The sequence below is a fragment of the Curtobacterium subtropicum genome, assembly GCF_030362975.1.
GTDB classification, from domain to species: domain Bacteria; phylum Actinomycetota; class Actinomycetes; order Actinomycetales; family Microbacteriaceae; genus Curtobacterium; species Curtobacterium subtropicum.
Map to the genome: position 1 here is coordinate 481868 of NZ_JAUCMM010000001.1, position 12554 is coordinate 494421.

Sequence of the window (12554 nt, forward strand, 5' to 3'; positions counted from 1 at the left end):
CGGAGGACCCTGATCCGGTCACTCCGCGGCGGCGCCCGCCGCTCAGCCCGTCGTCCCGGCGACGACCCGTCGGTCGGCCGGACCGCTCAGCCCGTCGTCCAGGCGACGACCCGCCGGGCGGCCGGACCGCTCAGCTCGTCGTCCAGGTGACGACCCGCCGGTCGGTCAGTGTGACCTCGTGCACCGCACCGGTCACCCGCACGACCGCGCGGTCCGTCGCGGACCGGGGGAACTCGTGCCGGACCGGCCCGTCGCCGGACGCGACGATCCCGCCGGTCTCGAGCGGGCCTCCCGGCCGGGACGCCCCCGCGTCCGACGCGACCCACACCTCGACGTCACCCGGCTCGACCACCTTCCGCATCGCGCGGTCGGTGAAGGCGAACCGCGCCAGCGGCACGTCGAACCGGACCGTGACGGACTCCCCCGCCGTCACGGCGACCCGCGCGTACCCGAGCAGCTGCGCGACCGGTCGGGTGACGGACGCGTGCGGGTCGTGCCCGTAGAGCTGGACGACCTCGACGCCGTCACGGTCGCCCGTGTTCCGGACGGTGACCGACGCCGTCAGCGCCCCGTCGGTGGTCGCGGTCCCGTCCACGGACAGCCCCTCGTACGCGAAGGACGTCCACGTCAGGCCGAAGCCGAACGGTCGGACCGGGGTGGAGTCCGTCGCCGTGACGTCGGACGGACCACCGAGGCGCGGGTGCAGGTACGAGTACGGCTGCGCCCCGGCGGCCCGCGGCAGCGAGACCGGCAGGCGACCAGATGGTGCGGCGGCACCGGTGAGCAGGTCCGCGATCGCGGTACCGCCCTCCTCACCCGGGAAGAACGCCTGCACGACGGCCGCGGGCTTCGGGCCGTCGCCGTCGAGCGCCCAGCCGATCGCGTACGGACGACCGGTGAGCAGCACCACGACGGTCGGGGTGCCGGTGGCGACGACGGCCTCGACGAGCTCGCGCTGTACGCCCGGCAGGTCGAGGGACTCGGAGTCGTTGCCCTCGCCGACGGTGCCACGGCCGAACAGACCGGCCTGGTCGCCGACCACGACGACCGCGACGGCCGACCCCTGCGCGGCATCGACGGCCTCGGCGAAGCCCGAGCGGTCGTCGCCCTCGACCTCGGCGCCGCGGGCGTACCGGACGGCGTCGGGGCCGAGCGACTCCTGCAGCGCCTCGAGCACGGTCGGGATGGCGAAGCCGAGGTCCAGGCCCGGGTGGGTGGCGAGCACGTGGTTCGCGAACGAGTAGCAGCCCTGCAGGGCCTCGGCGCGGTGGGCGTTCGGGCCGATCACCGCGACCGGGCCCTGCAGGACGGCGCCCGGGGTCCGGGGGACGACGGCAGCGGCGCTGCCCTCGCCGACGGCGCCAGCAGCGGCACCGTCGCGAGCAGCAGAGCCGCCAGCAGCAGCGCCGCCGCCGAGCGGCAGCACGCCGTCGTTCGACAGCAGCACCAGGGACTCGGCCGCCAGCCGCTTCGCGAGCGCCCGGTGCTCCGGCGAGTCGAGGTCGATGCCCGTCGGTGGCTCGTCCTCGAAGACGTCCGGGTCGAGCAGGCCGAGCCGCTCCTTCTGTCGGAGCACCCGGAGCACGGCGCGGTCCACGAGGGCCTCGTCGACCAGCCCGCTGCGGACCCGCTCGACGAGCGGCGACAGGTACGCGTCGCCGGTCGGCAGCTCGACGTCGACGCCGGCCGCGAGCGCGGTCGCCGCCGCCTCACCTCGGTCGCGGGCGACGCCGTGCATCACCTCGAGGAACGCGACGGAGAAGTAGTCCGCCACGACGGTGCCGTCGAACCCGAGGCGGTCGCGCAGCAGGTCGGTCAGCAGCGCCGGGTCCGCCGCGACGGGCACGCCGTCGATCTCGGCGTACGAGTTCATGACGCTCCGGGCACCGCCGTCGACGAGCGCCATCTCGAACGGCGGCAGGAAGACGTCGGCGACCTCGCGCGGCCCGGCGTGCACCGGCGCGTGGTTGCGTCCGGCCCGCGAGGCCGAGTAGCCGAGGAAGTGCTTGAGCGTCGCGTCGACGCCGGCGCTCTGCACGCCGCGCACGTAGGCGGTGCCGACCGTGCCCACCAGGTACGGGTCCTCGCCGATGCACTCGTCGACCCGGCCCCAGCGGGGGTCACGGACGACGTCGAGCACGGGCGCGAGGCCCTGGTGCACGCCGAGCTCCCGCATCGAGCGTCCGATGACCGCACCGACCTGCTCGACGAGCTCGGGGTCGAACGACGCACCCCACGCCAGCGGCGTCGGGAACGTCGCCGCCTTCCACGCCGCGAGGCCGGTGAGGCACTCCTCGTGCACGAGCGCCGGGATGCCGAGCCGCGTCTCGCGCTTCAGCCGGCGCTGCTCCGTCCACAGCCAGGCGGCACGCTCGTCGGGCTCGACGGGTCGCGTGCCGTAGACGCGGGTGTACTGGCCGAGGCCGTGCCGCGTGACGTCGGCGAGCGTCGTCCCCTGCTGGGCCGCGACCATCTCGCCCTGCATCGGGGCGACGACGCCGTTCTGGTCGAGCCAGTAGCCGACCAGCTGCGCGGTCTTCTCCTCGAGGGTCATCGCAGCCAGCAGCGCGGTGACGCGGTCCGGTGCGGTCCCCTCGGTGACGTGCCCCGGGTCGGACGGGAGGCCCGTGGCGGCGCCGCCACCCGCCTGGCGTCCGTCACGAGCGGCGGACGGGACCGGTGCTGCGGACGCGCCACGCGCCTCCTGGCCGTCGGTGGTGACGGCGTGGTCGAGCGTGGTCACCCCTTCACCGCCCCGGTCAGGCCGCCCACGATGCGCTTCTGGAAGATCGCGAAGAACACGAGGGCGGGGATCATCGACAGCGAGGTGAACGCGAGCACCCGCGCGGTGTCCACGGAGTACTGCGACGAGAACGCCTGCACGCCGAGCGGCAGGGTGTAGGCCGACGCGTCGTTGAGGATGAAGAGCGGGAGGATGTAGCTGTTCCAGCTGCCGATGAACGCGAGGATGCCGACGGTGACGACACCGGGCAGCGACAGCGGCACGACCATGCGGAAGAAGAAGCCGAGCCGGCTCGCGCCGTCGATCGCCGCGGCCTCCTCGAGCTCGTCGGGGATGGCCCGGAGGAACGGCACGAGGATGATGACGGTCGTCGGCAGGGCGAACGCGATCTGCGGCAGGATCACACCGGCCAGGCTGTTCGTGAGTCCGAGGTCCTTGACGAGCAGGTACAGCGGCGTGATGGCCACCGTGATCGGGAACATCAGACCGGCGGCGAACAGGGAGTAGAGCGCGCCCTGGCCGCGGAACCGGTAGCGGGCGAGCACGAAGCTCACCATGAGTCCGAGCACGACGACACCGACGGTGGTGGTCACGCCCGCGATCACGGAGTTGCCGAGCTGCTGCCAGAAGACACCGCTCGTCAGGACCGAGACGTAGTTGCCGATCTGCCACGGGTTCGGCAGGCCCGCCGGGCTCGCGGTGATCTGCGAGTTCGTGCGGAAGCCGCCCAGGATGATGTACGCGACCGGCGCGACGCAGACCGCGATGAAGACCAGCGCGATGAAGTACGTGCCGAGGTTGCGTTCCTTGCGGACCGGCCCGCGGTCACGGGACCGGCGCCGGTTCGGCGCGACGATGGAGGCGGTGGCGGTCATCGGTCGCCCTTCTCGGTGAGTGCGCCGGCGGTGTCGCGGCGCAGGACGAACCGCTGGTAGACGAGGGCGACGACCAGCGAGATGAGGAAGATGACCACGGCGACGGCGTTGCCGTACCCGTAGTTGCCGGAGAGTCGACCGTTGGCGACCATGTACGTCGCCATCGTCGAGGTGCCGGCGGTCGCGGCGATGTACTGACCCCAGATGATGTAGACGAGGTCGAACAGCTGGAGCGACCCGATGATGGACAGGAACGCCCAGATCCGGATGGTCGGGCCCAGCAGCGGCAGCGTGATGCGCCGCTGGATCTGCCAGTAGCTCGCACCGTCGAGCTGCGCGGCCTCGAACAGCTCCTCCGGGATGCTCTGCAGACCGGCGAGGAACAGGATCACCGCGAAGCCGATGTACTTCCACGAGATGATCGCGAGGAGCGTCCAGATCGCGATGTCGGGGTTCGACAGCCAGTCGTTGCGCAGCGCCCCGAGCCCGACCGCCTGCAGCAGGTCGTTCACGGCGCCGCTCGACTGGAGCATGAGGCTCCAGCCCGTGCCGACGATGACCTCGGAGATCACGTACGGCACGAAGATGAGGACGCGGATCAGGCCGCGTCCGCGGATGCGCTGGTTGAGCAGCAGCGCGAGGACGATCGCGATCGGCCCCTGCACGACGAGCGACCCGACGACGATGAACAGGTTGTGCCAGAGCACGCCCCGGAAGTCCGGGTCGGTGAAGATGATCGTGTAGTTCTGCAGACCGACGAAGTCGGTCGGGGTGCCGTACCCCTGCCACTTGTAGAAGCCGTAGTACGCGGCCAGCACGACGGGCAGGATGACGAACCCGACGAACATGATCGTGGCGGGGCCGGCGAGGACGGCGATCTCGACCCGGGTGCGGACGTCGTTGCCCTTGCGGGCCCGACGGGCCGGGGCCGACGGCGAACCGTCGGCCCCGCCCGTGCGACGCGACGCCCCGGACCGCGCTGCCCCGGACTGGTCCGTGGAGCGACTGGTGACGGAGGTGGTCATGGGTTCGTCAGCCCTTCGCTGCTGCCTGGTTGACGGTCGAGACGATGTCCGACACCGACCCCTTGCCGGCGAGCAGGTTGACGACGCTCGTGTTGAGGGCGTTGCCGACGTTCTGGCCGTAGACCGTGTCGAGGTAGTTCGAGACGAACGGCGCCTTGTTGTACGCCTCGAGGACGCTCTTCAGGTAGGGCTCCGTGACGACCGACTGGGCCGACTTGTTCGCGGGGATGGCGTTGAAGGCCTTGTAGTAGGCCTCCTGGACGGGCTTCTCAGTCATGTAGTTGAGGAAGTCGGTGCACGCCTTCTTCGGGGCCTTCGCCGAGCAGGAGTACCCGTCGACGGCGCCCATCATCGAGCCCGGTGCGCCCTTGCCGCCGGAGACCTCCGGGAAGGGGAAGAAGCCGAGGTCGGACAGCGGCTTGCCGTCCGGGGTCAGCGAGGAGATCACGCCCGGGTCCCACGCGCCCATGAGTTCCATGGCCGCCTTGTGGTTCGCGACGAGACCGGCCGAGCTGCCGGCGCCCTGCTGCGCGGCGGTGGTCAGGTAGCCGTCGTTGAAGGGCTTCGTGTCGAAGAAGGCCTTGGTGTCCTCGCCGGCCTGCTTCCAGCACGAGTTGTCGAACTTCAGGTCCTGCGCGGTCTTGTTGAGCACGCTCTCGGGGCAGGCGCGGAGCGCGAAGTTGTAGTACCAGTGCGCGGCCGGCCAGGCGTCCTTCGCGCCCACGGCGACCGGCTGGATGCCGGCGTCCTTGAGCTTCTGGATGTCGGCGTTGAGCTCCTCCATCGTGGTGGGCGTGCCCTCGATGCCGGCCTGCTCGAACAGGTCCTGGCTGTACCAGATGCCCTCGGGGTTGACGTCGACCGGCATGGCCCACGTCTTGCCGTCCTGCTGGTAGCCCTTGAACGACCCCTCGCTGATCTCGGACTTCGCGGTCGAGCCGATCGAGTCGGAGATGTCCAGCAGTTGGCCGGCGTTGACCATCGCGGCCATCTTGCCGCCACCGCGCTGCAGGAACACGTCCGGCGCGGAACCCGAGTTGAGCGCGGTCTGGAGCTTGCCGTCCAGGTCCTCGTTCTGGATCGCCTGCACCTTGATGGTGACGTTCGGGTTCTTCGCCTCGAAGTCCTTGACCGTCTGGTCCCAGAACGCCTTGCCGGGTCCGGTGGTCGAGTTGTGCCAGAAGGTCATCGTGACCTTCCCGCCGTCGCTCGAAGGGTCGGCGTTGCCGCCGGCTGAGCAGCCCGCCGCGGTCAGGGCGGTCGCCCCGATCAGCGCGATGGCCGCCGCGGCACGGATCTTCCTCGTCATCGTGGAACTCCTCGGTGTCGTCGTTGACGTGCGCGGCAGTCGATGCCGCTGCGGAGAGCGTGCCAGGTGCCCCGCAGGGTTGTCAATCGTTATCGATAACGTTTTCTATCCGGGGTGTACAGGCTGGCGGAATGCGGCTCCGGCGGTACGGTGAGCACATGCAGACCGCCGTCGACCCCGTGCCCGGACCGGGGCGGGTCACGATCGCGGACGTTGCACGCGCCGCGGGCGTCTCGATCCCGACCGTGTCGAAGGTGGTCAACAACCGCGACGGTGTCGCACCGGCGACCATGCTGCGCGTGCAGGAGGTCGTCGAGCGCCTGGGCTACGAGACGTCCCTGGTCGCCAGGAGTCTGCGGAGCTCCCGGACCAACGTGATCGGCATCCTGGTCACCGAGTTCGAGCCGTTCTCGACCGAGCTGCTGCGCGGCATCTCCGCCGCGACGACGGGCACCGGGTACGAGCTGCTCGCCTACGCGGGCCTGCTCACCGGGTCGAGCCGACCGGGGTGGGAGCGGCGGTCGCTCTCCCGGCTGTCCGGCACCCTCATCGACGGTGCGATCGTCGTGACCCCGTCCGAGGCGATGTCCGCCGCGTCGATCCCGGTCGTGGCGATCGACCCGCACACCGGGCCGGAGGGCCACGCCACCGTCGACACGGACAACGTCGCCGGCGCCCGGGACGCCGTGGAGCACCTGCTCGGTCTCGGGCACACGCGCATCGCCCACGTGCAGGGCCGGGGGGACCTGGCGTCGTCGCAGCTCCGCGAGACCGGGTACCGGGACGCCCTCGCCGCCGCGGGCATCGCGGTCGACGAGCGCCTCGTGCGGGCCGGTGACTACCAGGAGGAGCGCTCGGCGGCCGTGGCGCACGACCTCCTGACGCTGCCGGACCGGCCGACGGCGGTCTTCGCGGCGAACGACTCGTCGGCCATCGGCGTGCTGCACGCCGCCGAGGCGCTGGGCCTCCGCGTCCCCGAGGACCTGTCGGTGGTCGGGTTCGACGACGTCCCGCAGGCGTCGACGACCACCCCGCCGCTCACCACCGTGGCCCAGCCGCTCGCCGACCTCGGCGCGAGCGCGGTCACGATGCTCCTCGCGATGCTGCGCGGCGAGCCCACGAGCGACCACGTCCGGCTGCGCTCGACGCTGCGCGTGCGCAGCAGCACGGCGCCGGCGCGCGCCTGACGCCCGGGGCGCCCGCGGCGCCGGCGCGCCCGCCGCGTGGTCGAACCACGTTCCCGACGTCGAACCAGCCGAGCCGCCTGGTTCGACGTCGGGAACCTGGTTCGACACCGGACGCCGCCCCGGCGCGCCGCGCCCCGCCGCCGCGCCCCGCCCGCCGGGCCGCACCGCGCCGCGCGTCAGCGCCGCAGCGTCTGCTTCGGGTACTCGCCGAACCGCTCCGCGTACGACGCCGAGAACCGCCCGAGGTGCGCGAACCCCCACCGCCGCGCGATGTCCCCCACGGCACCGGCCTGCGGCCCCGCCTCGAGCAGCTCCTCGTGCACGCGGTCGAGCCGCACCTGGCGCAGGTAGGTCAGTGGGGAGACGTCGAACACCCGGCGGAAGGACTCCTGGACCGACCGGACACTGAGCCCGGCGGCCTCGGACAGGTCGACGATCGTCACCGACTCGGCGGCGTGCGCGTGGATGTACTCCACGGCGGCACGGAGCCTGGCGTTCCGCGGCTGTTCGAGCACGTCGGGCAGGCTGTCGCCCTGCGGCGGGAACACGTCGAGGAAGACCTCGGCGGCGGTCACCTTGGCGTCCTGCCAGACGTCGGAGTCGGGGCCGCCGACGCGGAGCGCGCGGGACAGCGCCGTCAGGGCGCCCTGCCACCGGTGCCCGATGGACTCGCCGGCGCCCCGCCGCTCGTCGAACCGCAGCGGCCGGTCCGTGACCTCCGCCCGCGTCGCCGCCACGCGCCGGACGAACTCGCGGTCGAAGTGCACGAGCCGCTGGTCGTAGTCCGCGGTGACGAAGCTGAACGGCTCGTCGGCGGGGAACATCACCGGGGTCTCGTGCAGCATCGGCCAGCGCTCCCCGCGCATCTCGAGCTCGCCCGTGCCCGTGGTGATCCAGGTGACGACGTAGTCGGCGGACCCGGCGGGCATCCACCCCCGGATCTCGCCGTGCATCTGCGAGCGACGGATCGTGACCTCGCTGTCGCCGATCGCCGTGTAGCGGTAGTCGAACCGCCCCTGCGACGGGACAGCGCTCCACCGCTCCCCCGCGTAGATGCCGCCCAGGTCGCGGACGGCGGCGTCCGGCCGCGTCCCGGAGACCTCGAACCGCACGGGGGCGATCGTCTCCTCGGCGCCGAACGCCTCGATCAGGGGATCAGCCACGGCGATCCTGTCCGCGACCACCTGTCCACATGGCGCATGCTTCCTCGTTATCCGGATACTGTTCTGGGGTGGGTGCGGCGTAGTGTCGCGCTCGACCGGCGCGCACGGAAGGGGCGACCACGTGAGTGAGATCGACCTGACCGCCGCCATCACGCGGCTCGAGGCCGCCATGGGCGCGCTGCGCGGTCGACTGCGAGAACGGCTCTCCGTGTCCGGCTCCGACCTGACGGTCCTGCAGTTCGTCGCGCGGGCCGCTGCCGCCGACCGCAGGGTCCGGGTGAAGGACCTCGTGGCACACCTCGGACTCACCAGCCCGGCGGTGACCGGGACGGTCGACCGGCTCGAGCGCGCGGGCCACCTGTGCCGCGTCCCGAACCCGGAGGACGGCCGCAGCCGGTACATCGAACTGACCCCGGAGACCCAGCGCGCCTACGCCGCCGCGATGGACAGCACGAACGAGCACCTGCACGAACTCCTGTCCTCCTTCTCCGAGCGAGAGACCAAGCGGTACGTCCGCGTGATCGACCGTGTGATCGAGGCGCTCGAGTACGGCGCTCCGACCCCCTGACGGCAGGCTACGGGCGGCTGAGGACCCTCCTCGAACATTTGTCCAACAAGCGCAGTTAGGTAACTTCCCTACCTACATCGGCGGACGTGGGACAGCGTGCCACGTACCGTCACCCCTGGGTACCCCCGCACGGGGGTGGATCAGGGAAGCGGGAGGGACCATGGGTTCGTACCAGTCCGAGCCGGGCATCGACCCGGTGCGCATCGAGACGTTCCGCCGGATGCGCAAGCGTTGGAAGTACGGCGAGCTGCAGGACGTCAACGGCCTGTACGCCGACTTCTTCACCGACACCGCCCGCGACCGACGTCGCTGACGGCACGACACCGGTCCGGCCCGCGCCGTGCGCGCACCGGACCACAGACGGACGGGAGGCCCGTGGCGGGATCGCCACGGGCCTCCCGTCCGTCACGGGGCCGGTGACCGGTCGGTGGTCACCGACGCCGCGGAGGTCGCCCCGTCACCCCTTCACCGCGCCGCTCGTGAGGCCGGAGACGATCGACCGGCGGAAGACCAGCACGAGGATGACGATCGGGATCGTCGCCGCCACGCTCGCCGCGAAGATCTGCGCGAACGGCACGGTGAACTGCGTGCCGAACAGGGCGATGCCGACCGGGATGGTCCGGAACGAGTTCTCGCTGTTGAACGTCAGCGCCATGAGGAACTCGCTCCACGAGGCCGTGAAGGTGAAGACGCCGACCGTGAACAACCCGGGCTTCGCCATCGGCAGGATCACCGACAGGACGGTGCGCCAGGCCCCGGCGCCGTCGATCTCGGAGGCCTCCTCGATCGTCGACGGGATCCCCTGCAGGTAGTTGCGCATGATCCAGATGGCGAACGGCAGGTTGAACGCGACGTACGGCACGATCAGGCCCGGGTACGAGTTGAGCAGCCCGAGGTTGCGCTCGAGCAGGTACAGCGGCGTCAGGACCGCGATCGCCGGGAACACCGACAGCATGAGCAGCGACGTCATGATCGCCGTCCGGCCCCTGATCCACCGACCCGCCAGCGCGTAGCCGGCGAGGAACGACAGCGCGAGCACGATCACCGTGGTGGACACCGCGACCACGACGCTGTTCACCATGTACTGCCCGAGCGCGTTGTCCCGGAACGCCACGACGAAGTTGTCGAACGTCAGCGCCCGCGGGAACGCGGTCGGCGGTGACTGCGCGATCTCCGACGACGGCTTGAGCGACGTGGAGACGAGCCAGTACAGCGGCAGCGCGGTGAGCACGGCGATGACGACACCGCTGACGTTGACGGTGTTGACCCACTTCCGCCAGCCCTTGCGGACACGTTGACGGGGCATCAGGCATCCCCTCCCTTCGCCTGGTTCCGGAACGCCCGCAGGAAGAGCAGGCACCCGACGGCCACGATGACCGCGGTGCTGGTCGCGATCGCGGCGCCCGGTCCGATGTTGATGTCCTGGAAGAGCACCTTGTAGCCCATGATCGCGAGCGACTGGGTGGCGGTGCCCGGGCCGCCGTTGGTCAGCACGAACGGCAGGTCGAAGACGCCGAACGCCTGCAGGATGCGGAAGAGCACCGCGATCGTCAGGGTCGGCGTGAGCTGCGGGAGCACCACGCGCCAGAACGTCTGCCACGTGCTCGCGCCGTCGAGCTCGGCCGCCTCGTAGTGGTCCTCGGAGATCTGCACGAGCCCGGCGAGCAGGATGATCGCGACGAACGGTGTCGTCTTCCAGATGTCAGCGACCATCAGCCCGGTGATCGCCGGGACCGGTTCGCCGAGGATCACCGGGGCGTCACCGAACAGGCCGAAGAACCACGTCGCGACGCCGTACGTCGAGTCGTAGATGTACTTCCACAGCTGTGCGTTCACGATCGTCACGAGCGACCACGGCACGAGGAGCAGCGCGAGCATCCACCCGCGGGTGACGCCGAGCCGTTTGAGCACCAGGGCGACGAGCATGCCGAGCACGAGCTCGACGAACACCGTGACGACCGTGTACAGCACCGTGAAGCCGAGCGCCCGGTACCAGTCGGCGCTCTGCAGCAGTGCCGCGTAGTTGCCGAGGCCGAAGCCCTGGATCGAGAAGCCGTCGTAGCCGATCTCGACGTCCGCGAAGCTCAGGACGATCGAGTACACGACCGGGAAGATCGTGACCGCCGCGACGACCAGGAGCGCCGGGGCCGCGAAGCCCCACGCGCCGCGGGCCCGCACGCGCTCCATCCGCGACCGGGCGCTCGTCGGGCGGTACCCGTCGGGCTTCCCCCGGCCCGGCGCGCGCGTCGCCGGGCGGGCGGCGGTGCCGGCGCTCACAGCGCGTCCCCGGTCAGGGCGAGCGCGATCGCCGACGCCATCGCGCGGGTGCCGCCGTCGACCGATGCCTGGCCGCCGAGGATGCTGTTGCCGTTCTGGTAGACGCCCTGCGAGACCTTCGGGTAGTAGGCCGTCGAGGTCGGTCGGGGCACGAGCGTGATGCCTGCCGCGGTGTCGTAGGTCGGCCGGTTCTGCCGCTTGGCGTCGTCGCTGACCAGGCTCGCGCTGCGGGCCGGCAGGACCCCGCCCTCGCGGGTCAGGAACTGCTGCGCCGACTCACTCGACATCCACGCCGCGAAGGTCAGCGCCGCGGCGGGCTGCTGGGTGTGCGGGTTGATGTAGTTCCCCCACCCGCCGATCGTCGAGTGGTGCTCGTCCATCCCGTCGAACGTGGGGCGGGCGGCGAGCCCGACCTTGCCGGCGACGGCCGAGTCCGGGCCGTTCGCGATGCCCCAGGCGTACGACCAGTTGCGCAGGAACGCGGCACGACCACCCGCGAAGGCGTCGTTCGTGTCCTGCTCCTGGTAGGTCAGGGTCGCGCGGGGAGCGGCGCCGTCGGTGATGAGGGAGCGCATGAACTCGAACGCACGCTTCGTCTCCGAGCTCGTCGTCGCGGGCTTCGTGAGGTCGTCGTTGAGCAGCGACCCGCCGGCGTCGGCCACGAACTCGGTCACGTTGCAGGTCAGGCCCTCGTACACGTCGCCCTGGAACGCGAGCCCGTAGTCGACGTCACCCGTGTCCACGAGCTTCGCCGCGGTGTCCTTGACCTCCTCCCACGAGCGCGGGACCTGGAGCCCGTGCTTGTCGAGCAGGTCCTGCCGGTACAGGAAGAACGACTCGTCGATGTAGAGCGGGAACATGTAGTAGGTCCCGTCGACGCTCGCGGCCAGGCGGAGGCCCTCCGGGAACTGCTCGAAGAAGTCCTCGCCGACCAGCCGGTTCACCGGGGTCGCGAGCTTGTTCTTCGCGAACTGCCCGGGCCACGCGACGTCGCCGAGGTACACGTCCGGCGTCGGGCTGCCCGCGGCGATCTGCGTCGTCAGGCTGGTGCGGTTCGTGTCCGTGTCGCTCGGGGCGCTGACGATCCGCACGCGGATGTTCGGGTGCTCCTTCTGGAACTCGGCGATGAGACGGCGGCGCAGGTCACCGCCGTCCTTCGAGGCCACCTGCCCCGCCCACCAGCTGATCGTGACGTCGCCCTCGGGCGGGTCGGTGGGCCACTCCTCGACGGTGGTGCGCTCCGGCCGGGTGGAGCAGCCGGCGAGCAGCAGCACCCCCGTGCCCCCGAGCAGGAAGAGCCTGCGGTCGATTGCCATCCGTCCTCCTCGACGAAGGGTGCGTACGCACCCGGCGATCACGTGGCCCCACAGAACCAAGCGCGCCTGAGCGACCCCACAGGGAACCTGA

At 71.1% G+C, this 12554-nt stretch carries 11 protein-coding genes; 3 read left to right on the top strand and 8 right to left on the bottom strand.

Features of this window, described 5'->3' with window-relative positions; genetic code table 11:
* Nucleotides 1-130 precede the first annotated feature (130 nt).
* From QUG98_RS02185 to QUG98_RS02200, 4 genes are all read right to left on the bottom strand, one after another.
* Nucleotides 131-2566 carry a beta-glucosidase family protein gene (locus QUG98_RS02185; protein ID WP_289469185.1) on the bottom strand — a complete coding sequence of 812 codons (2436 nt, stop codon included), beginning with the start codon at nt 2564-2566 and terminating at the stop codon, nt 131-133.
* 173 nt (nt 2567-2739) lie between these two features.
* A complete protein-coding gene (locus QUG98_RS02190; RefSeq protein ID WP_058748956.1) occupies nt 2740-3618 on the bottom strand; it encodes a carbohydrate ABC transporter permease in 879 nt (292 codons plus the stop codon).
* Nucleotides 3615-4643, bottom strand: coding sequence for a carbohydrate ABC transporter permease (locus QUG98_RS02195; protein ID WP_058748955.1), 1029 nt, complete (start codon nt 4641-4643; stop codon nt 3615-3617). Before QUG98_RS02195 ends, QUG98_RS02190 begins: the two co-directional genes overlap by 4 nt.
* 7 nt (nt 4644-4650) lie before the next feature.
* Complete coding sequence (locus QUG98_RS02200) at nt 4651-5952, bottom strand: ABC transporter substrate-binding protein (RefSeq protein ID WP_224442503.1); 1302 nt, start codon at nt 5950-5952, stop codon at nt 4651-4653.
* A gap of 158 nt (nt 5953-6110) precedes the next feature.
* On the opposite strand from QUG98_RS02200, the gene QUG98_RS02205 reads away from it, so the two are divergent.
* Complete coding sequence (locus tag QUG98_RS02205) at nt 6111-7139, top strand: LacI family DNA-binding transcriptional regulator (RefSeq protein WP_289468991.1); 1029 nt, start codon at nt 6111-6113, stop codon at nt 7137-7139.
* Nucleotides 7140-7315: 176 nt separating this feature from the next.
* Here QUG98_RS02205 and QUG98_RS02210 read toward each other — a convergent pair whose 3' ends face one another.
* Complete coding sequence (locus QUG98_RS02210; protein ID WP_289468992.1) at nt 7316-8302, bottom strand: AraC family transcriptional regulator; 987 nt, start codon at nt 8300-8302, stop codon at nt 7316-7318.
* Between the two features lie 121 nt (nt 8303-8423).
* Here QUG98_RS02210 and QUG98_RS02215 point away from each other — a divergent pair, with 121 nt between their 5' ends.
* Together QUG98_RS02215 and QUG98_RS02220 are read left to right on the top strand one after the other, a co-directional pair.
* A complete protein-coding gene (locus tag QUG98_RS02215) occupies nt 8424-8870 on the top strand; it encodes a MarR family winged helix-turn-helix transcriptional regulator (RefSeq protein WP_289468993.1) in 447 nt (148 codons plus the stop codon).
* A 160-nt stretch (nt 8871-9030) separates the two neighbouring features.
* Nucleotides 9031-9183, top strand: a complete 153-nt coding sequence (locus QUG98_RS02220; protein ID WP_175415895.1) for a hypothetical protein — start codon at nt 9031-9033, stop codon at nt 9181-9183.
* 144 nt (nt 9184-9327) lie between these two features.
* Here the strand turns inward: QUG98_RS02220 and QUG98_RS02225 are convergent, their stop codons facing one another.
* Genes QUG98_RS02225 through QUG98_RS02235 form a run of 3 tightly spaced genes read right to left on the bottom strand, consistent with a single transcriptional unit; the run spans nt 9328 to nt 12463 of the window.
* Complete coding sequence (locus QUG98_RS02225; RefSeq protein WP_289468994.1) at nt 9328-10176, bottom strand: carbohydrate ABC transporter permease; 849 nt, start codon at nt 10174-10176, stop codon at nt 9328-9330.
* A complete protein-coding gene (locus QUG98_RS02230; protein WP_289468995.1) occupies nt 10176-11147 on the bottom strand; it encodes a carbohydrate ABC transporter permease in 972 nt (323 codons plus the stop codon). The genes QUG98_RS02225 and QUG98_RS02230 overlap by 1 nt, the downstream gene beginning before the upstream one ends.
* Nucleotides 11144-12463, bottom strand: a complete 1320-nt coding sequence (locus QUG98_RS02235; protein WP_289468996.1) for an ABC transporter substrate-binding protein — start codon at nt 12461-12463, stop codon at nt 11144-11146. The genes QUG98_RS02230 and QUG98_RS02235 overlap by 4 nt, the downstream gene beginning before the upstream one ends.
* Nucleotides 12464-12554: the final 91 nt, after the last annotated feature.